The organism is Pseudomonas sp. LARHCG127 (assembly GCF_052871455.1).
Window position 1 is genome coordinate 250,481 of sequence record NZ_JBIXJT010000005.1, and the last position, 18,414, is coordinate 268,894.

At 63.7% G+C, this 18,414-nt stretch carries 19 protein-coding genes; 12 read left to right on the plus strand and 7 right to left on the minus strand.

Annotated elements, in window-relative coordinates; genetic code table 11:
- The 4 genes from ACIPQ1_RS11235 to nirS form a co-directional block, all read right to left on the minus strand.
- On the minus strand, positions 1-1,179 hold the full coding sequence (locus tag ACIPQ1_RS11235) for a cytochrome D1 domain-containing protein (RefSeq protein ID WP_411387434.1): 1,179 nt from the start codon (positions 1,177-1,179) through the stop codon (positions 1-3).
- A complete protein-coding gene (locus tag ACIPQ1_RS11240; RefSeq protein WP_446534112.1) occupies positions 1,176-1,505 on the minus strand; it encodes a c-type cytochrome in 330 nt (109 codons plus the stop codon). Before ACIPQ1_RS11240 ends, ACIPQ1_RS11235 begins: the two co-directional genes overlap by 4 nt.
- Positions 1,506-1,684: 179 nt before the next feature.
- On the minus strand, positions 1,685-1,993 hold the full coding sequence (locus tag ACIPQ1_RS11245) for a c-type cytochrome (RefSeq protein WP_250963162.1): 309 nt from the start codon (positions 1,991-1,993) through the stop codon (positions 1,685-1,687).
- A gap of 24 nt (positions 1,994-2,017) precedes the next feature.
- Positions 2,018-3,697, minus strand: coding sequence for a nitrite reductase (gene nirS / locus ACIPQ1_RS11250; protein ID WP_186704968.1), 1,680 nt, complete (start codon positions 3,695-3,697; stop codon positions 2,018-2,020).
- A 268-nt stretch (positions 3,698-3,965) separates the two neighbouring features.
- On the opposite strand from nirS, the gene ACIPQ1_RS11255 reads away from it, so the two are divergent.
- The 6 genes from ACIPQ1_RS11255 to ACIPQ1_RS11280 all read left to right on the plus strand — a co-directional run bounded on the left by ACIPQ1_RS11255 (position 3,966) and on the right by ACIPQ1_RS11280 (position 9,746).
- A complete protein-coding gene (locus ACIPQ1_RS11255) occupies positions 3,966-4,700 on the plus strand; it encodes a CbbQ/NirQ/NorQ/GpvN family protein (protein ID WP_411387502.1) in 735 nt (244 codons plus the stop codon).
- Complete coding sequence (locus tag ACIPQ1_RS11260; RefSeq protein WP_250963159.1) at positions 4,684-5,268, plus strand: cytochrome c oxidase subunit 3 family protein; 585 nt, start codon at positions 4,684-4,686, stop codon at positions 5,266-5,268. Before ACIPQ1_RS11255 ends, ACIPQ1_RS11260 begins: the two co-directional genes overlap by 17 nt.
- A 12-nt stretch (positions 5,269-5,280) precedes the next feature.
- Positions 5,281-5,526, plus strand: a complete 246-nt coding sequence (locus tag ACIPQ1_RS11265) for a cytochrome C oxidase subunit IV family protein (protein ID WP_250963158.1) — start codon at positions 5,281-5,283, stop codon at positions 5,524-5,526.
- 328 nt (positions 5,527-5,854) lie between these two features.
- Entirely contained in the window at positions 5,855-6,295 is a 441-nt protein-coding gene (locus ACIPQ1_RS11270) for a c-type cytochrome (protein ID WP_003202495.1), read from the plus strand.
- 3 nt (positions 6,296-6,298) lie between these two features.
- The gene (locus ACIPQ1_RS11275) at positions 6,299-7,726 is read left to right on the plus strand and encodes a cbb3-type cytochrome c oxidase subunit I (protein ID WP_186705766.1); all 1,428 of its coding nucleotides are present in this window, start codon (positions 6,299-6,301) and stop codon (positions 7,724-7,726) included.
- 181 nt (positions 7,727-7,907) lie between these two features.
- Positions 7,908-9,746 (plus strand): VWA domain-containing protein, encoded by a 1,839-nt coding sequence (locus ACIPQ1_RS11280; protein ID WP_446534113.1) that lies wholly within the window; start codon positions 7,908-7,910, stop codon positions 9,744-9,746.
- Between the two features lie 4 nt (positions 9,747-9,750).
- On the opposite strand, the gene ACIPQ1_RS11285 is transcribed toward ACIPQ1_RS11280, so the two are convergent.
- Complete coding sequence (locus ACIPQ1_RS11285) at positions 9,751-9,951, minus strand: protein DnrP (protein WP_250965786.1); 201 nt, start codon at positions 9,949-9,951, stop codon at positions 9,751-9,753.
- Positions 9,948-10,631 carry a Crp/Fnr family transcriptional regulator gene (locus ACIPQ1_RS11290; RefSeq protein WP_186705769.1) on the minus strand — a complete coding sequence of 228 codons (684 nt, stop codon included), beginning with the start codon at positions 10,629-10,631 and terminating at the stop codon, positions 9,948-9,950. The genes ACIPQ1_RS11285 and ACIPQ1_RS11290 overlap by 4 nt, the downstream gene beginning before the upstream one ends.
- A 663-nt stretch (positions 10,632-11,294) precedes the next feature.
- On the opposite strand from ACIPQ1_RS11290, the gene ACIPQ1_RS11295 reads away from it, so the two are divergent.
- Positions 11,295-12,485, plus strand: coding sequence for an NnrS family protein (locus ACIPQ1_RS11295; RefSeq protein ID WP_446534114.1), 1,191 nt, complete (start codon positions 11,295-11,297; stop codon positions 12,483-12,485).
- Positions 12,486-12,510: 25 nt separating this feature from the next.
- Positions 12,511-12,948, plus strand: a complete 438-nt coding sequence (locus ACIPQ1_RS11300; protein ID WP_411387503.1) for a hypothetical protein — start codon at positions 12,511-12,513, stop codon at positions 12,946-12,948.
- A gap of 178 nt (positions 12,949-13,126) precedes the next feature.
- Here the strand turns inward: ACIPQ1_RS11300 and ytfE are convergent, their stop codons facing one another.
- Positions 13,127-13,801 carry an iron-sulfur cluster repair protein YtfE gene (gene ytfE / locus ACIPQ1_RS11305; RefSeq protein WP_411387441.1) on the minus strand — a complete coding sequence of 225 codons (675 nt, stop codon included), beginning with the start codon at positions 13,799-13,801 and terminating at the stop codon, positions 13,127-13,129.
- A gap of 160 nt (positions 13,802-13,961) precedes the next feature.
- Between ytfE and norR the strand changes: the two genes are divergently transcribed.
- The 4 genes from norR (at position 13,962) to ACIPQ1_RS11325 (ending at position 18,344) form a co-directional block, all read left to right on the plus strand.
- A complete protein-coding gene (gene norR, locus ACIPQ1_RS11310) occupies positions 13,962-15,494 on the plus strand; it encodes a nitric oxide reductase transcriptional regulator NorR (protein ID WP_411387442.1) in 1,533 nt (510 codons plus the stop codon).
- Between the two features lie 206 nt (positions 15,495-15,700).
- Positions 15,701-16,348: a pyridoxamine 5'-phosphate oxidase gene (gene pdxH / locus ACIPQ1_RS11315; RefSeq protein WP_411387443.1), complete on the plus strand. Its 648-nt coding sequence runs from the start codon at positions 15,701-15,703 to the stop codon at positions 16,346-16,348.
- Between the two features lie 209 nt (positions 16,349-16,557).
- A complete protein-coding gene (gene moaB, locus ACIPQ1_RS11320) occupies positions 16,558-17,112 on the plus strand; it encodes a molybdenum cofactor biosynthesis protein B (protein ID WP_411387444.1) in 555 nt (184 codons plus the stop codon).
- Complete coding sequence (locus ACIPQ1_RS11325; protein ID WP_446534115.1) at positions 17,109-18,344, plus strand: molybdopterin molybdotransferase MoeA; 1,236 nt, start codon at positions 17,109-17,111, stop codon at positions 18,342-18,344. The genes moaB and ACIPQ1_RS11325 overlap by 4 nt, the downstream gene beginning before the upstream one ends.
- The last annotated feature ends 70 nt before the right edge of the window (positions 18,345-18,414 follow it).

Consider the following 18,414-nt stretch of genomic DNA (forward strand, 5'->3'; position numbering starts at 1 on the left):
TCAGTACCCCGACTTGTGTGCGCGACTGCTGAAGAAAATGCCGCTCGGGCTCAGGGCCGGTAGGCTGCCCAGGCGTTCGAGCCGATACGGGTTCCAGACCTGGACCTCGCCACCGTCCCGGGCGGACAGCCACAACTGGTCACCCCGTGCGGTGAATTCCATGTGCAGCACCGCCGGGCCTGGCCGTAGGTCGGCGACGATGGCGTGGGTCTGGGTGTCGATGACCTGGACGCGGTCGTTGTCCGGATAAGCGAAGTTGACCCACAGTTGCCGGCCATCCGGTCGCGCCGTGACGAACACCGGTTGGCCGGCCACGGCGATGGCGTCGGTCTGCTGCCAGTCCTGGGCATTCATCACCAACACCTGGTGATGCCCGACGGCGGGTACGAAGGCTTGTTGGTCGGCGATGGCCCAGCCTTCCAGATGCGGCATCTTGTACACCGGCAACTTGTCCTGGCCGCGTCCGTAGTGCCCGAGCAGCCGTTTCACGCCGCGCTCCGGGTGCCAGAGGTCGAGCTGGGCCATGCCGTCCTCGCCGAACAGCCCGGCCATGTAATAACGCCCGTCGGGGGTGATCAGGGCGTCGTAGGGTTGCTGGCCGATGGCGGTGAAACGCTCGATGCGCGGGGTAAGGCCCTGGCTGAAGTCGGCGGTCCAGATCTCGCCGGTGTCGAACAGGCTGAACACGAAGCGTTGTCCCGGTGCATCCACCAAGCCGACCACGCGTGAACGTTTCTGGCCGCCGGGCAACGGCGTGGCCGGGATGTCGGCGACCTGTTCCAGGGTCCGGGCATCGAATACCTTGACGCCGCCGGGCTCGTAGTTGGAGACGGCGATCAGCTTGCCGTCCTGGCTGATCGCACCGCCGATGCTGTTGCCGCCCTGGATGATCCGGCGCTCGATTTGTGCGCCCAGCAGGTCGACTTTGCTCAGGCCACCGTCGCGACCGAACACATAGGCGTAGCGCTGGTCGCGGGAGAACACCACCGAGGCGTGGGACAGGTCGCCCAGGCCTTCGACACGGCCCAGGGCGGTGCGGGTGTCGCTTTCGATGATTTGCAGGCTGCCGCTGGCGCGTTCCACCACCACGCCCAAATCGCCGGTGCCGCGCAACGGTGTCTGGGCGCAACCGCAGAGCAGCAGGGCGATGGCCGAGGAGGACAGGAGAGAACGGATCATGGGGCGGGTTTTCCTTGAAGGAGCCGGTCCACCAGCCAGCGGATGTCGTCGGGTTCGAGCAGCGCGGCCCAACCGGGCATGGCGCTGCCGGGCCGGCCGAGGGTGACGGTGGCGATGAGGCTGTCGCGGGATTTTCCGGCCAGGGCTTCGTGGGTCAGGGGCGGGCCGAGGCCACCGGTCAGGTACAGGCCGTGGCAGGCGCCGCAATCCTGGTCCAGCAGGTGTTGCAGTTGGGCCTGGCGCTGGCTGTCGGGAGCGGCCAGCACGCAGGCGGAGAAAACGAAGAGGAGGGCGGTTATCGAGGTGGTGATGCGGTGTCGTTCCATGACGTCCTCCTGAAAAAATTGCACCGCTTTTGTGGCGAGGGAGCTTGCTCCCGCTGGGCTGCGCAGCAGCCCCTTGGGTTTGCCTGACACACCGAGTCGTCAGGGTGCTATTTGGGGCCGCTTCGCAGCCCAGCGGGAGCAAGCTCCCTCGCCACAGGTATCAGGCAGATCCTGCCCAGTTATTTAAGGGTCAAGACCCACGCCGCGAGGATCTTGGCTTCTTCCTCAGTCACCGGGTTGGCCGGCATCGGCATCGGTCCCCAGTTGCCTTGCGTGCCTTCCTTGATGTGTTTGGCCAGTACCGCCTCGGCCCCTGCGACACCGGCGTTTTTCGCCGCGACTTCCTTGAGCGCCGGGCCCACCACTTTGGTGTCGATGGCGTGACAGGCCGCGCAGGGCTTGCTCTTGAACAGTGTCGGGCCGTCTTGCGCCAACGCCGGCAGGCTGTAGGCGGCGGTCAAGGCCAGTGCGATCAGAATAGGCTTCATGATTTTTCCTCTTATTGATGGGGCTCAATAGATGTCGTGTTGGGTGTTGTAGACGTTGAATTTCCCGGTGGGAGTGATCAGGCGCTTGTCCTTGATCACGTTCTTGACCTTGAGGGTCTTGTCGTCGATCACCACCAGTGCCGACTCGTCTTCCTGGCCGCTCCAGACCGAAAACCAGACCTCGTCGCCGGCCTTGTTGTATTCCGGTTGCACCACGCGTAATGCGCCTTTCTTGATGCCGGCGTATTCGGCAATCGGCAGCACGGTGTAGCCGGCGTCGAGCTTGTCGATGTTGAACACCGCCACCGACTGGCTGAGCTTGGCGTCGGGGCTGAGGGTGGTGTCGACATACAGGTGGCGCGACGCGGGGTGGGTCTTGATGAACAGCGAACCGCCGCCTTGGCCCTGGAGCGAAGCGACCTGTTTCCAGGCGTATTGCGGATGCTTGACCGGGTCGGTACCGATCAACGAAACCCCGGCATCGCCCAAGTGGCTGGTGGCCCACACCGGTCCGTAGAGCGGATGGTTGAAGTTGGCGCCGCGGCCTGGGTGCGGGGTCTTGCCGACATCCACCAGGGCGGTGAGCTTGCGTTCCTTGGAGTCGATCACCGCGACCTTGTTGGAGTTGTTGGCGGCCGTCATGAAGTAGCGATGGCTGCTGTCCCAACCGCCGTCATGAAGGAACGGTGCGGCGTCGATGCTGGTGATGGTGAGGTTCTTGATGTCCTGGTAGTTGACCAGCATCACCTTGCCGGTTTCCTTGACGTTGACGATGAACTCCGGCCACTCGTGGGAGGCGATGATCGCCGCGACACGCGGTTCGGGATGGTATTGCTGGGTGTCGACGGTCATGCCCCGGGTCGAGACGATCTGCTTGGGCTCCAGGGTCTCGCCGTCCATGATGGTGAACTGCGGCGGCCAGTACGAACCGGCGACGGTGTACTTGTCCTCGTAGCCCTTGAATTTGGAGGTTTCCACCGAACGGGCTTCGATACCGACCTTGATTTCCGCGACCTTGGTCGGCTCTTTCGGCCACAGGTCGATCATGTCGATCTTGGCGTCCCGGCCGATCACCAGCAGGTAGCGCCCCGACGCCGAGATGCGCGAGATGTGCACCGCGTAGCCGGTGTCGATCAGCTTGACGATTTTCTTGCTGTCACCGTCGATCAAGGCAATCTTGCCGTCGTCGCGCAGGGTCACCGAGAACAGGTTCTGCAGGTTGAGGTTGTTCAGCTGCTTGGTCGGGCGGTCCTCGGGTTTGACCAGGACCTTCCAGGTCTTGAGGGTTTCGGCCATGCCCCATTCCGGCGGTGTCGGCGGGGTGTGCTGGATGAACTTGGCCATCACCGTGATCTGGTCTTTGGTCAGGGCGTTGGAGGTGCCCCAGTTCGGCATCCCGGCGGGCGAGCCATAGGTGATCAGCGCTTCCAGGTAAGCCTGGCCGCGGGACTGGGTGATGTCGGGTGTCAGCGGCTTGCCGGTGGCGCCTTTGCGCAGGACCCCGTGGCAGCCGGCGCAGCGCTGGAAATAGATTTCCTTGGCCGAGTCGAAGTCGGCCTGGCTCAGGTCCGGTGCGCCTTCGGTCTTGACCACCCGGGGTGACTCCGGCGTGGTGGGTTGGTCGGCGAAGGCGTAGGGAGCAACCAGCGCTGTACACAGCGCCGTCACCCTCAGGGCCCACGTTTTTTTGTGGCTGATCAGCATTCCATTTCTCCTCAGGCATGACCCGCGCTGCGCTGTAAATGACGTTCGGCGCGCAGGTTCTTGGTGCGATGCAAGGCTATGCCCAGGGCGGTGGTGAGCCGCTTGACGGCGATCAAGTTTGCCGGCCGCCGCCCTTGCCAGGTTGTCGCAGGGCACCGTAGCGTGGCCGGCAATCGTGTTGTCTGACCAGGCCCTCGCCATGAACGCTATCCACACTTTGCAGCACCCCGACGAACCCTTTTATCAACCCCAGGACAACGAACAGGCGATGTTCGAACAAGCCTGGCATCACGGCATGCCGGTGCTGATCAAAGGCCCCACCGGCTGCGGCAAGACCCGTTTCGTCCAGCACATGGCCCACCGCCTGAAACTGCCGCTGTACACCGTCGCTTGCCACGATGACTTGAGCGCGGCCGACCTGGTGGGCCGTCACCTGATCGGCGCCCAAGGCACCTGGTGGCAGGACGGGCCCTTGACCCGGGCCGTGCGCGAGGGCGGCATTTGTTATCTGGATGAGGTGGTCGAGGCGCGCCAGGACACGGCGGTGGTGCTGCATCCCTTGGCCGATGATCGGCGGCAGTTGTACCTGGAGCGCACCGGCGAAGTGCTGCAGGCGCCGCCGTCGTTCATGCTGGTGGTGTCGTACAACCCCGGTTACCAGAACCTGCTCAAGGGCATGAAACCCAGTACGCGCCAGCGTTTCGTGGCGATGCGCTTTGGTTATCCGGCAGTGGTCGATGAAGAACGCATCGTCGCCCGCGAGGCGGGTGTGGACCTGGCACTGGCCGCCCAAGTGGTGCGGCTCGGGCAGGCCCTGCGCCGGCTCGACCAGCATGATCTGGAAGAAGTGGCGTCGACGCGCTTGCTGATTTTCGCCGCGCGCATGATCGGCTCGGGCATGGACCCGCGCCAAGCCTGCCTGGCCTGCCTGGCCGAGCCGTTGAGTGACGACCCGCAGACCGTTGCCGCGTTGATGGATGTGGTCGATGTCCACTTCGGCTGAAGCCGCTGGCGTGTCCCGGCGATTGCCCGGGGACCTGGCGATGTGGTTTTTCATCCTCGCCGAGTTGTCGGTGTTCGCGCTGTTGATCCTGGCGTTCACCGTCGCCCAGGCGTTGTACCCGCAGATGTTCAGCGAGGGCCGGCAGTTGCTGGACCGGTCCACGGGCCTGGCGATGACCCTCAGCCTGCTCACCGCCGGCCTGTTCGCCGCCCTGGCCCAGGAGCAAGCCAGGCAGGACCGGCCGCGTCGAGCCGCGCTGTTGTTGTGCGGGGCGTTGTTGCTCGCCTGCGGTTATGTGGCGATCAAACTCACGGAGTATGCCCATCTCTTGGCGAACGGGCTGGGGATGGAGCACGACACGTTCTTCACCTTGTACTGGATCCTCACCGCGTTTCATTTCCTCCATGTGCTGCTGGGCATGGTGATCCTTGCCTGGCTGGCCGAGGGGTGTCGGCGAGGTCGCTATGGGGCGCAGCGCAACAGTGGGCTGGAGTCCGGTGTGCTGTATTGGCACATGGTGGATCTGGTCTGGGTGTTGCTGTTCCCGGTGGTCTACATCCTTGATTGAGCGGAGGTGCTCATGTCGGCTTCCCGTGTCTTGATCGCCTGCTGGATGGCGCTGACTGTGCTGAGCAGCGGCACCGTCGCCCTGGGCCAGGTCGCCACCAGCGGGCTGGTGTCCATCGCCATCCTGGCGGTCGCGGTGACCAAGGCCTGGCTGATCGCCGACGGTTTCATGGAGCTGCGCCATGCGCCGCGGTTGTGGCGGCGGTTGGTGTTGAGCTGGGCGGTGGTGCTGGCGATTGCGATCTCGTTCGCGCTCTGACGCCCGACATTCCCCCCCGTGGCGAGGGAGCTTGCTCCCGCTGGGCTGCGAAGCGGCCCCACCAGCAACAACTCAATCCATCTGACACACCGCGCCAGCAGGTTTTAGGGTCGCTGCGCAACCCAGCGGGAGCAAGCTCCCTCGCCACAAAAGCTCACCTGCCTTTCTGGCAGTGTTGGAACACCCCAGCAAAACACAAAAGCTCACCCGTCTTTTCGAGCGGTGCTGGAACAACCCACCAAAACCATCGGAGATTCTTGATCGCCATCAAGCGGTTCCGGACCCCTGGCTTCCTAGAATGGTCACGCCAAGCAATGAGGAAGTGACCATGTCAGATACCTTCACCAAAGGCATGGCCAGGAATATTTACTTCGGGGGAAGCATCTTCTTCTTCCTGATATTCCTGGCCCTGACCTACCACACGGAACAGACCTTTCCCGAACGCAGCAACCAGGCGCAATTGACGGAATCGGTGATACGCGGCAAGGGCGTCTGGGAGCGCAACAACTGCATCGGCTGCCATACCTTGCTGGGCGAGGGCGCGTATTTCGCGCCGGAGCTGGGCAACGTGGTGAACCGGCGCGGTGGCGACGAGGCTTTCAAGCCGTTCCTGCAGGCCTGGATGAAAATGCAGCCGCTGAACGTTCCGGGTCGTCGGGCCATGCCGCAGTTCAACCTGAGCGAGCAGGAGGTCGACGACATCGCCGAGTTCCTCAAGTGGAGCTCGAAAATCAACACCAATGGCTGGCCGCCAAACAAGGAGGGCTGAGAGATGAGCATGGCTAATCCGCATCTGAAATTCGCCTCGCAGGCCGTCGCCAAACCCTACTTCGTGTTTGCCCTGATGTTGTTCCTCGGGCAGGTGCTGTTCGGTTTGATCATGGGCTTGCAATACGTGGTCGGCGACTTCCTGTTCCCGCTGATTCCTTTCAACGTGGCCCGCATGGTCCACACCAACCTGCTGATCGTCTGGCTGCTGTTCGGCTTCATGGGCGCGGCGTATTACCTGATACCGGAGGAGGCCGACCGCGAACTGCACAGCCCGAAACTGGCACTGTTGCTGTTCTGGGTATTCGCCGCCGCAGGCGTGGCGACGATCCTGGGCTACCTCTCGGTACCTTATGCGACGCTGGCGAAGTTCACCGGCAACGACTTGTTGCCGACCATGGGGCGGGAGTTCCTGGAGCAGCCGACGATCACCAAGATGGGCATCGTCGTGGTGTGCCTGGGGTTCCTCTACAACATCGGCATGACCTTGCTCAAAGGTCGCAAGACCACCGTCAGCATGGTGATGATGACCGGCCTGATCGGCCTGGCGGTGTTCTTCCTGTTCTCCTTCTACAACCCGGAAAACCTCGCCCGCGACAAGTTCTACTGGTGGTGGGTGGTGCATCTTTGGGTGGAAGGCGTCTGGGAATTGATCATGGGTTCGATGCTGGCCTTCGTCCTGATCAAGATCACCGGCGTGGACCGGGAAGTGGTGGAGAAATGGCTCTACGTGATCATCGCCATGGCACTGATCACCGGCATCATCGGCACCGGTCACCACTTCTTCTGGATCGGCGCGCCCGAGGTCTGGCTGTGGGTCGGTTCGATCTTCTCGGCGATGGAACCGCTGCCGTTCCTGGCGATGGTGGTCTTCGCCTTCAGCATGGTGAAAAACCGCCGTCGGCATCACCCGAACCGCGCCGCGACGTTGTGGGCCAAGGGCACCACGGTCACCGCGTTCTTCGGCGCGGGGGTCTGGGGTTTCCTGCACACCCTGGCGCCGGTCAACTACTACACCCACGGTTCGCAACTGACCGCGGCCCACGGCCACCTGGCCTTCTACGGTGCCTACGCGATGATCGTGATGACGCTGATCAGCTACGCCATGCCACGCTTGCGCGGCTTGGGCGAAGCGGCGGACGAACGTTCCCAGCGCCTGGAAATCTGGGGCTTCTGGTTGATGACCCTGTCGATGGTGATGATCACCTTGTTCCTCACCGCGGCCGGTGTCGTCCAGGTCTGGTTGCAACGTTGGATGGAGGATGGCAGTGCCTTGCCGTTCATGGCGACGATGGATCATTTGAAGCCGCTGTTCTGGGCGCGACTGGTCAGCGGCGTCGGGTTCCTGGCCGGGCTGCTCTGCTACCTGTTCAGCTTCCGTCAACGTGGCCGCGCGGCCCTGCGCGCACCGGCGGCGGTGGTGCCTTCTTGAAAGGCCACCGCTGAACTCGCGCGAGAGAGTTTTTGTGGCGTGGGTGCTGGCACCCGCTGGGCTGCTCAGCAGACCCTTTTTGATGGGCGCTTCGCACTGGAGCGCCAGCCCGGCCAAGCGGGAGCAAGCTCCCTCGCCACAAGAGCAGTGCGAATCACTCGGGTCGATAGGAGAGTAAAACATGGCATTCACGCTAGAGCTGGAAGAATGGGTCGGCAGTGTCTGGCACCGTTTCATCACCCGCCGGGCCAGTGCCGATTTTCCTGAAGCACGGGTCGAGCTAATCCCACGGCAACGCTCGCTGCAGGTGCTGTTTCGCGCCACCGGCGGTGCGCCGCACCTGGGGCTGGAAGCGGTCAGTGACCGCGACCTGCTGCTGCGGCGCAACCTGATGCAGCAGATCGCCGGCACCTGCAAGCAAGTGCCCCTGGCCTGGTGCGACGGCGACAATCTGCGCTTGCCGGCGAGCCTGGCGGCGTTCCCCGATGTCGAGCTCAACCAAGAGTTGTATCGCTGGCTGGCCTTGCTGGCCGCGCAGTCGGGACCGATGAAGCATTGGGGCCGGGACAATCAGCGCTGGACCCTGGCGGTGTTGAAGCGCTACCCGGCGCTGCGCCCGCGCTACCGGCGACTGGTGGACGCGCACCTGTCCCTGCGCCCCGATCCGGCCACGCTCAACCCGGCCGAAGCCGCTTTGGAACGGGCGTTGTGCCAAGCCTTGCGCGAACCGGGCAGTGTCGAACATTTTCCCCGCAGCGAGCGGGCCGCCTGGCCGTTGCCACTGTGGCTCTACCCACCCCAACACCTGGCCAATCCCCAGGCCGCCAACCTCGAGGAGTCCGAGCAATACCTGGCGACACCGCCCGGCGAACAACAGGGCGGTCGCAAGCGCGCCGAACGAATAGATGACAGCAGCCGTGACGGTGGGCTGCTGATCGTGCGCCTGGAAAACCTGTTCAGTTGGACCGAACACGTGGACCTGGATCGTTGGGCGGATGACCGCGAAGACCCGGACGCCGCTCGTGTCGCCGAAGACCTGGACCAATTGACCCTGTCCCGCACCCGCGTGCGCAAGGGCGGGGGCTTGAAACTGCACCTGGACCTGCCGCCGGCCGATGTGGACGACATCCCGTTGGGTGCGGGCATCCTGTTGCCGGAATGGGATTACCGCAAGCAACGCCTGCAGGACGACTTCGTCAGCCTGCAAACCTTCATTCCTCGCGATGGCCAGCCCCAGCCGTTGCCCACACGCCTGCGAAACTCGGCCCAGCGCCTGCGTCGCCAGTTCGAACACTTGCGTAACGACCGCCAATGGCTGCGCCAGCAAACCCAAGGCTCGGAACTGGACCTGCAAGCCTGGCTGGATTTTCACGTCGAGCGCCAGCATGGCCAATGCAGCGAACGCGGACTGTTCATGGACCAGCGCCAGACCCGCCGCGACCTGGCCTGCCTGCTGCTGGCCGACCTGTCGATGTCCACCGATGCCCACCTCAACGACGAGCACCGGGTGATCGACGTGATCCGCGACAGCCTGTTGCTGTTCGGTGAAACCCTGTCGGTGCTGGGTGATGACTTCGCGTTGTACGGGTTCTCGTCCCTGCGTCGCCAGCAGGTGCGCCTGCATGAACTCAAGGCCTTCAACCAGCGTTACGACGATCACACCCGCGGACGGATCCAGGGCCTCAAGCCCGGTTACTACACGCGCATGGGCGCAGCGATTCGCCAGGCCACGCAACGGCTGGCGGGCTGCAAGCGCCGGCGCAAATTGTTGTTGCTGCTCAGTGACGGCAAGCCCAACGACCTGGACCTTTACGAAGGACGCTACGGTGTGGAAGACACCCGCCAGGCAGTGCTGGAAGCCCAGCGCCAAGGGTTGACGCCGTTCTGCATCACCATCGACCGCGAAGCGGGGGATTACCTGCCATACATGTTCGGAGCCAACGGCTATACCTTGATTCGCCAGCCCGAGCAACTGCCGCTGCGGCTACCGCAGTTGTACCGGCAATTGACTCAGGATTGAGGGTTCAGGCGATGCTGCGAGGCAGCCAGAAGAACATGACGATGCAGAAGATCGTCAAGGCGATGCAAAACCAGGTGAAGCGCCGAAGCCTGCGCTCGCCGGCCATCGCTGCTTCGGCGGGCAGGGGCATGCCGCACTGGCGACATTCGCTTGCATGGGCGGGATGGACCTGTTGGCAATACAGGCAAGTGGGCTGCGTGCTCATTCGAATTGTTCCAGGCGCAGGCGATCGAGAATGGCGATCTGGCGACCGTCCTGGGTGATGATCTTTTCATCGATCAGGCGTCGGATGATCCGCGAAAAGGTTTCCGGCTGGATGGACAAATGCCCGGCGATCAACTGTTTGGCCATCGGCAGTTCGAACTGACTGTCCACGGTTTGCAGGCGTACGAGTTGCGTCAACAGATAGCGCACCACGCGGTGCGTGGCGTTTTTCAGCGACAGGGTTTCAATCTCGTTGACCCGTTGGTGCAAACGCACGCAGAGCTTGCCGAGCAGGGCGAAGGTCAGCCGGCTGTTGCTTTGCAGCAGACGCATGTAGGTGGCGTTGGACAGCCGATACAACTGGGTCGGGCCGACGGCTTCGGCGGACGCGACGTAGTTGGGCGTGTCCATCAACATCATGGCTTCGGCGAAGGTCTGGCGCTCGCCAATCACTTCGAAGACTTTTTCCTGGCCGTCCGGGGTCAGCCGGTAGATTTTCACCGCGCCGGAAATCACGAAGTAAAACGCCTGCGCCGGCTCTCCCTGGCGGAACAGCGGGTCGCCCCTGTCGATGCTCAGCAGTTGGCTGTTGCTCATCAATTCGTCGAGCTGTTCTTCGTTCAAGGGCTCGAACAGATGATGGCTGCGCAGAATCTGGTGATGGACGCGGTGGAGCACCATGGCGTGGATCCTTGGAATGGCTAAAGAGAAGGGCGGGGTCAGACCAGGCTCAGGGACAGGCCGCTGGCAAGCGCCACGACGCAGGTGAGCACGACGAACCAGGTGAGCGGCAGGACGACGGATTTCATGGAGGACCCCGGCAAAGAAAGGTGATGCCGTGCCTGAGCAAGAGCCGGGCCAGGCTTGGGGGCGTTGATTCCTGGGGTGTTGAGGTTGGGGTGGGTATAAATGACCCTGGTCTGACAGGGTTAAAACAACCATGAAAGGGTCTTAAATACCCCGTTCAGCTACAGTCCCTGTGGGAGCACAATGCGGTACACAAGAAAATGATGGACCTGTGGCGAGGGAGCTTGCTCCCGCTCGGCTGCGAAGCAGTCGTAAATCGGCGGGTGCGGAGTGTCTGATGCCCTGCATTTGGCGGCTTTAAGGGCCGCTTCGCGGCCCAGCGGGAGCAAGCTCCCTCGCCACGGGTTTATTGAACAGCATTACTGAACTCCAACACTGACCCACTTCGGCAAGCCCCTTGCAAGTGCCTGTTCGAGACGGGAGGTCGCCGATGCGCTGGCTTGATCTGAGACAAGGCCGGCCGGCGTCGATAGCCGATCATTCGAACCCTGGTTTGTCGTCCCTCGCTGGCTGTCTGGCGAGGCAAAGGAGTGGTGTATGCAAGTGCTTGACCGTCGCAAGGCCATGGCCATCGCGCCGTTGTGGCGCCTGGCGTTTCGGCCGTTTTTTCTGGCCGGTTGTGTGTTGGCGTTGTTGGCCGTTCCTTTCTGGCTCGCGGCGTTTACCGGGCGGTTGTCGGCCTGGCAGCCGGCCGGCGGCTGGTTGGCCTGGCACCGGCATGAACTGTTATTCGGTTTCGGCTTGGCGATCATCGCCGGGTTCCTGCTGACCGCGGTGCAAACCTGGACCGGCACCCCGGGGCTCAGCGGCAAGCGCCTGGCAACGCTGGCGTTGTTGTGGCTGGGCGCGCGGCTGGCCTGGCTGGTCGATGCGCCTTGGCCGTTGCTGGCGCTGCTGGAGTTGGGTTTTGCCCTGGTGGTCGCGGTGTTGATGGGCGTGATGTTGTGGCGCGTGCGGCAGAAGCGCAATTACCCGATTGTGCTGGTGTTGCTGCTGTTGGCCGCCGCCGACGGGTTATCCGTGTACGGCCTGGTGCAGCACAACGAGGGCTTGCAGCGCCAAAGCGTGCTCACCGGCCTGTGGCTGGTGGCGGCCATGATGGGCTTGATTGGCGGCCGCGTGATTCCATTCTTTACCCAGCGCGGCCTCGGTCGGGTCGAGGGCGTGGCCCCTTGGCCATGGCTCGATCGCCTGTTACTGGCGGGTGCGGCGCTGGTGGCGTTGTTGTATGCCTTCGGCCCGGCGCTGACGGCCAGCGTCTGGGTTGGCCTGTTGTTCGCCGCGTTGGCGGTGGGGCACGGGATTCGACTGGTGCGTTGGCATGATCGGGATTTGTGGCGGGTACCACTGCTGTGGTCGTTGCACCTGGCCTACGCTTGGCTGGCGGTGGCCTGCCTGGGCATGGCGCTGTGGCATTTCGGTGTGCCGGTGAGCCCGAGCCTGGCAGTGCACAGCCTGACCATCGGCGCCATGGCCGGTTTGATCCTGGCGATGATTGCCCGTGTCAGCCTGGGCCATACCGGGCGCCCACTGGAGCCACCGGCGGGCATGACCTTGGCATTCATCCTGCTGAACCTGGCGTGCCTGAGCCGGGTGCTGTTGGTGTTGCTGTTGCCGTTGGCCGGGCTGTGGCTGGCGGCGCTGTGCTGGACGTTGGCGTTCGGTCTCTACGCCTGGCGCTATGGGCCGATGCTGTTGAAGGCTCGGGTGGATGGGCATCCGGGATGAGCCGATTGGGACGAGGGGGTCGATGATGTACGGGGTCTTGCTGGTCACGCACCTGTTGGCGGCCATCGCTTTCATTGGCACGCTGTTTTTCGAGGTGTTCATCTGGCATGCCGCGCGCGGGCCTTTGACGCAGATCGTCAGGGACGGCGCTGACCAGGCGATCGCCCAGCGCTCGCGGCATGTGCTGCATGGCGTGGTGCTGGTGTTGTACGGCGCCGGCATGGCCCTGGCCTGGCAGCATCGCGGCGCATTGATCCAGCCGCTGGGCAACAGCTTCGGTCTGTTGCTGAGCCTGAAGATCCTGCTGGCGCTGAGCATCATCGGGCATTACCTGTGGCTGGCGTACTGGCTCAAGAGCGGACGCCTGACACCCAGCCGCGCCTGCTGGCTGCGGCGCAGTATCCTGGGGCATATGGTGCTGATCGTGGTGTTGGCGAAGGCGATGTTCTATTGGCAGTTTTGAGCGGAGAGTGAAAGCCCGCAGTTGATTCAAGGGGTTTGTGAAATAGGCTGAACACCACCAATTCCCTATGGGAGCGAGCTTGCTCGCGATGGCGGTGGGTCAGGCGATTCAATACTGACTGATCCGACGCCATCGCGAGCAAGCTCGCTCCCACAGGGGGTAGTGTGTGGTTTTAGCGTTAGCGAACGGGCTTCATCGCATTGACGAACAACACATTGTTTTCCAGGTGGATGTGCTGCATCAGGTCATCACGAAACTCCACCAGCCCGCGGTACAGGGCGCGCCAGGTGTTGCAGGCGTCGGCGGGCGGGGTGATCTGGTCGGTCAGGGCCAGCATGGTTTCCAGGGCCTCACCGTGCTGGTCGTGTTCGTAGCGCAGTACCTGGATCGGCGCCGAGGCGCGTTCGCCCAGGCCTTGTTGCAGCATCGGGAACAGCACCTGTTCCTCCTTGAGCATGTGGCCTTCGAGTTCCTGATACATGTCCTGCAAGTGATCGGCCAGGCCGTTGGGGCAACTGGCCCGGGCGCCATGGACCGTCTCGACGCGCCGGGCCAGGCGGATCAGTTCCGGCAGTTGTTCGCGATGACGCGCGTGGTAGCGTTCCAGGATATGGGCGATCAACAATGCCTGGGGCTCGCTGCGCCAGTCATGGCCCAGCTCCCCGGCCGCTTGCAGGGTGCTGAGGGCGTCGGCGATCAGCAACGGGTTCAAGCCTTTGCCCAGCGCCGCTTCGCGCAAGGATTTTTGCCCACCGCAACAGAAGTCGAGGTTGTAATGATGGAAGGTACGGGTCGCACCGGGAATGTCGCAGGCCAGTTGGCCGAGGCTTTGTTCCAGCAGATCGAGGTTCATCATGTTTCCTTGGGTTGAATCCCGGGAGGGACAGATGAGCGCTTCTTTGCAGCCGGCATGCCAGATTCAACTGATTGAAAACAAAGCACTAAATTATTGACAGGGTGATTGTCACCCTGACTGTGAAGGGTCAAACGAACCCTGGAGGGTCATCACTACCATGCTGCGTGAAAGCCTGGCCGCCGACCTGATCGTCGAGCTGCCCAATGCGGTGCGATTGCAGCGCCTGGTGCAGACCCTGCGGGAGTACTTCAACAGTGGTGCCGTGGGGCTGCTGCGCCTGGACGACGACAGCCTCAGGCCCGTGGCTACCGTGGGCCTGGTCCACGAAGCGCTGGGCCGGCGTTTCGTGATCGCCCAGCATCCGCGCCTGGCGGCGATCATGGCCTCCCGCGAACCCACCTGGTTCGAGCCGGACAGCCGTTTGCCCGATCCGTATGACGGCTTGCTCGACCACCACGTCGGCGAGCCGCTGCCGGTGCATGACTGCATGGGCGTGAGCCTGTACGTGGAAGGCCGGCTCTGGGGCGCTATCACCCTGGATGCGCTGCACGCCGGCACCTTCGACAGCCGCGCCCGGGAGGAACTCAAGCGTTGTACGTTGCAGATCGAGGCGGCGGTGCGCGTCACCCGTCTCGAACAGGAAAACCGTAGCCTGCGGGCATCGCGCAGCGACCCGGCCGACCTGCGCCTGCCAGCCGAGGAGGGCGAGATCCTTGGGCGCAGCGAAGGCTTGCAGCAATTGCTCAACGAGCTGGATGTGCTGGCCGATTCCGAACTGCCGGTGCTGTTGCTGGGCGAGACTGGCGTGGGCAAGGAGTTGTTCGCCCGGCGGCTGCATCGCCTGTCCCGGCGCGGTCATAAGCCATTGGTGCAGGTCAACTGCGCGGCGCTGCCCGAGTCCCTGGCCGAAAGCGAGTTGTTCGGCCACGTCAAAGGCGCGTTTTCCGGGGCGACCACCGACCGCGCCGGACGCTTCGATGCGGCCAATGGCGGCACGCTGTTTCTCGATGAGGTCGGTGAGTTGCCGTTGAGCGTGCAGGCCAAGTTGCTGCGCACCTTGCAGAACGGCGAGATCCAGCGCCTGGGTGCGGACAAGCCGCTGCACGTCGATGTGCGGATCATCGCCGCCACCAACCGGCATTTGCCCGACAGCATTCGCGATGGGCTGTTTCGCGCCGACCTGTACCACCGGCTTTCGGTCTACCCGGTGCCGATCCCGCCGCTGCGCGAGCGCGGCCACGATGTGTTGATGCTGGCCGGGCACTTCCTCGAACTGAACCGCACGCGCCTGGGCTTGCGCGGCTTGCGCCTGTCACCGGCGGCCGAACAGGCGTTGCTGGCGTACAGCTGGCCTGGCAATGTGCGCGAGCTGGAGCATGTCATCAGCCGCGCGGCGTTGAAGCAACTGAGTCGTGGCGCCAGTCGCAGCCTGATCATGACCTTGGAACCGCAGGTGCTGGACCTGGATGTCAACGCCAGTAGCGCCTCTGCACAGGCGCTGCCGGAACAGGCCCTGCAAGCATTGGAGGCGCCCGTGCAGCCCTTGAGTGAGGCGGTTGACGGTTGCCAGCGCCAGGCGATCCTCAAGGCTCTGGAACGCTGCGGGCAGAACTGGGCGGGGGCGGCTCGGTTGTTGGAGGTTGACCCGAGTAACCTGCATAAACTGGCGCGGCGGTTGGGGCTTAAGTAGTCATTTACCTGTCAGAACGGGTTACCTTCATCGCGAGCAAGCTCGCTCCCACAGGGATCTTGTGAACACAGCAGATCACCTGTGGGAGCGAGCTTGCTCGCGATAGCGCCCTTCAACTCACCACAAGAACCGCCATTGACAACGATCAAGGCCAACCACCGCAGTCGACTCCACACTGGCCCCAAACCCACAGTGGAGATCCCCTCATGCCTCTTTCCCTGGCCAACATGCGCCGCCAGTACACCCGTGATGGCCTGGACGAAGCCCAGGCATCAGACGATCCCCTGGCCCTGTTCGCGCTCTGGATGCAACAGGCCCGCGATACCGAACGTCCGCCCGTGGAAGCCAACGCCATGGCCCTGGCGACGGTGGACGCCCAGGGCCGGCCTCACTGCCGGGTGTTGTTGCTCAAGGGTTTCGACGCCCAGGGCTTTTCGTTTTTCGGCAACTACGACAGCCTCAAGGGCCAGGACCTGGCGGCCAATCCCTGGGCCGCCATGACGTTTTTCTGGCCGGGGCTGGAACGGCAAGTACGCATCGAAGGACCGGTCCACAAGCTTGATCCGGCGCTGTCGGACGCCTATTTCGAATCCCGTTCCGTAGGCAGTCGCCTGGGCGCCTGGGCGTCGCCACAAAGCCGTCCATTGCCGGATCGGGCCGCGCTGGAAACCTTGCTGGCCCAGACCGAACAACGCTTCGCCGAGCAACCTGTGCGGCGACCTGGGCATTGGGGCGGCTATTGCCTGCAACCGCAGCGGCTGGAGTTCTGGCAGGGCCGCGCCGACCGTTTGCACGATCGCCTCGACTACCGCCGGCAGGATGGCGCCTGGCAGCGCAGCCGCCTGGCACCCTGAATAGGTGCCTTGTAGGAGCTGCCGAGCGTAGCGAGGCTGCGATCTTTTGATCTTTTTATCTTTCGCTTGAAACTCAAGTGGCCCGGGAAAGATCGCAGCCTCGCTTCGCTCGACAGCTCCTACAGCAAGGGAGGTACCTCCAAGGAGGAATAGGCCCGGCAACGATTGCGGTTCAGGCTGGGCCATCTTTTCTGACAGGACGGCTGATCATGGCCCATCTGACGCAACGCCACTTTCAACCGCTGAACATCGCGGTCCTCACCATCAGCGACACCCGCACCTTTGACACCGACACCTCGGGCCAGACCCTGGCGGATCTGCTGCAAACCGCTGGGCACGCGCTCGTTGACCGGGGGCTGGTGAAGGACGATATCTACCAGATCCGCGCCCAGGTCTCCCAATGGATCGCCGACCCCAAGGTCCAGGTGGTGTTGATGACCGGCGGCACCGGTTTCACCCCGCGGGACAACACGCCCCAGGCGGTGGCACCGTTGCTGGACAAACAGGTGGACGGTTTTGGCGAGTTGTTCCGCCAGGTGTCGCTGGCGGAGATCGGCATGTCCACCCTGCAATCGCGCGCCTTGGCGGGCATGAGCAATGGGGTGCTGGTGTGCTGCTTGCCGGGTTCGCCGGGGGCGTGCCGGACCGGTTGGGAGCAGATCCTCGCCGGGCAATTGGACAGCCGCACCGGCCCGTGCAATTTCACCCCGCACCTCAAGCCCCAGGGCGGCATCGCCCCGACGGCGTGCGAGACGCGCTCGTGAGCGGCCGGGTGTGCGACAGCGGCGTGCTGATGCCGGTGGATGAAGCGATCCGGCATCTGCTCGACCAGGCGCCGCCGCCACCGCCCGTGCAACGGGTCGGCCTGGACCAGGCCCTGGCGCGTGTGCTGGCCGCTGACATTATCTGCCCGATGAACCTGCCGGCCTGGGATAACAGCGCGATGGACGGTTATGCCCTGCGGGCTGCCGACCTGCCGGTGGAGGGCGGCTACCTGCTGTTGGCCGGGCGCATCGCCGCCGGTGACCAGCCGGGCGAAGCGTTGCAGGCCGGGCAGGCCGTGCGGATTTTTACTGGTGCGCCGCTGCCACCGGGTGCCGACACGGTGGTGCCGCAGGAAAGCTGTCGCGTCGATGGCGAGCGGGTCTGGTTGCCGTCGGTCAATGGCGGCGACCATGTTCGCAAGGAAGGCGAGGAACTGCGTCGAGGCGACCGGCTGCTTGAAGCCGGCACGCGCTTGCGCGCCCAGGAGTTGGGGTTGCTCGCCGGTGCCGGCGTCGGCCAGGTGGACGTTTATCGCCCCCTGCAAGTGGGCTTGCTCAGCAGCGGCGATGAGCTGCGCGAACCGGGCGAGCCACTGGCGCCAGGACAGATCTACAACAGCAATCGCCACAGCCTCGCCGCCCTGTTGCGCGGTTGGGGGATCGAGGTGCACGACTTCGGGGTCATGCCTGACCAGCTCTTGGCCAGTCGACAGGCATTGCGCCTGGGCGCTGCCGAATGCGATGTGCTGATCACCTCGGGCGGTGTCTCGGTGGGTGAAGAGGATCACCTCAAGCACGCTATCGAAACCTTGGGCAGCATTGACCTCTGGCGCCTGGCGATCCAGCCGGGCAAGCCCCTGGCCTTTGGCGATGTGGAAGGCAAGCCTTGGATCGGGCTGCCGGGCAACCCGTCGGCGGCGTTGATTACCGCGCTGATCGTCGTGCGGCCGTTCCTGTTCCGGGCCCAGGGCATGAGCGACGTGTTACCTGTGCCGTTGCAGGTGCCGGCCGGGTTCGACTGGCTCAAGCGCAACCGGCGCCGGCAATACCTGCGAGCCCGATTGGTTGCAGGCATCGACGGCCAGTTGTGTGTCGAACTGCATCCCCAGCAAAGTTCAGCGATGCTGACCGCGGCCTGTTGGGCCGATGGCCTGGCAGTGGTCGAGCGTGAGGCGCTGGTGCACAAGCACGACCGGGTGCTGTATCTGCCGTTCGCGAGCCTGATGCATTGACGGCAATTGATTGCCGTCAAGGTCGCCGCCGGCTGGCTGGCTAGACTGGCGGCGCCCTTAGTTTTCTCAC

Excerpts from the sequence above, each read along its gene's own strand:
- ACIPQ1_RS11235 (WP_411387434.1), bottom strand. The coding sequence starts at position 1,179 with ATGATCCGTTCTCTCCTGTCCTCCTCGGCCATCGCCCTGCTGCTCTGC.
- ACIPQ1_RS11240 (WP_446534112.1), bottom strand. The coding sequence starts at position 1,505 with ATGGAACGACACCGCATCACCACCTCGATAACCGCCCTCCTCTTCGTT.
- ACIPQ1_RS11245 (WP_250963162.1), bottom strand. The coding sequence starts at position 1,993 with ATGAAGCCTATTCTGATCGCACTGGCCTTGACCGCCGCCTACAGCCTG.
- nirS (WP_186704968.1), bottom strand. The coding sequence starts at position 3,697 with ATGCTGATCAGCCACAAAAAAACGTGGGCCCTGAGGGTGACGGCGCTG.
- ACIPQ1_RS11255 (WP_411387502.1), top strand. The coding sequence starts at position 3,966 with ATGTTCGAACAAGCCTGGCATCACGGCATGCCGGTGCTGATCAAAGGC.
- ACIPQ1_RS11260 (WP_250963159.1), top strand. The coding sequence starts at position 4,684 with ATGTCCACTTCGGCTGAAGCCGCTGGCGTGTCCCGGCGATTGCCCGGG.
- ACIPQ1_RS11265 (WP_250963158.1), top strand. The coding sequence starts at position 5,281 with ATGTCGGCTTCCCGTGTCTTGATCGCCTGCTGGATGGCGCTGACTGTG.
- ACIPQ1_RS11270 (WP_003202495.1), top strand. The coding sequence starts at position 5,855 with ATGTCAGATACCTTCACCAAAGGCATGGCCAGGAATATTTACTTCGGG.
- ACIPQ1_RS11275 (WP_186705766.1), top strand. The coding sequence starts at position 6,299 with ATGAGCATGGCTAATCCGCATCTGAAATTCGCCTCGCAGGCCGTCGCC.
- ACIPQ1_RS11280 (WP_446534113.1), top strand. The coding sequence starts at position 7,908 with ATGGCATTCACGCTAGAGCTGGAAGAATGGGTCGGCAGTGTCTGGCAC.
- ACIPQ1_RS11285 (WP_250965786.1), bottom strand. The coding sequence starts at position 9,951 with ATGAGCACGCAGCCCACTTGCCTGTATTGCCAACAGGTCCATCCCGCC.
- ACIPQ1_RS11290 (WP_186705769.1), bottom strand. The coding sequence starts at position 10,631 with ATGGTGCTCCACCGCGTCCATCACCAGATTCTGCGCAGCCATCATCTG.
- ACIPQ1_RS11295 (WP_446534114.1), top strand. The coding sequence starts at position 11,295 with ATGCAAGTGCTTGACCGTCGCAAGGCCATGGCCATCGCGCCGTTGTGG.
- ACIPQ1_RS11300 (WP_411387503.1), top strand. The coding sequence starts at position 12,511 with ATGTACGGGGTCTTGCTGGTCACGCACCTGTTGGCGGCCATCGCTTTC.
- ytfE (WP_411387441.1), bottom strand. The coding sequence starts at position 13,801 with ATGAACCTCGATCTGCTGGAACAAAGCCTCGGCCAACTGGCCTGCGAC.
- norR (WP_411387442.1), top strand. The coding sequence starts at position 13,962 with ATGCTGCGTGAAAGCCTGGCCGCCGACCTGATCGTCGAGCTGCCCAAT.
- pdxH (WP_411387443.1), top strand. The coding sequence starts at position 15,701 with ATGCCTCTTTCCCTGGCCAACATGCGCCGCCAGTACACCCGTGATGGC.
- moaB (WP_411387444.1), top strand. The coding sequence starts at position 16,558 with ATGGCCCATCTGACGCAACGCCACTTTCAACCGCTGAACATCGCGGTC.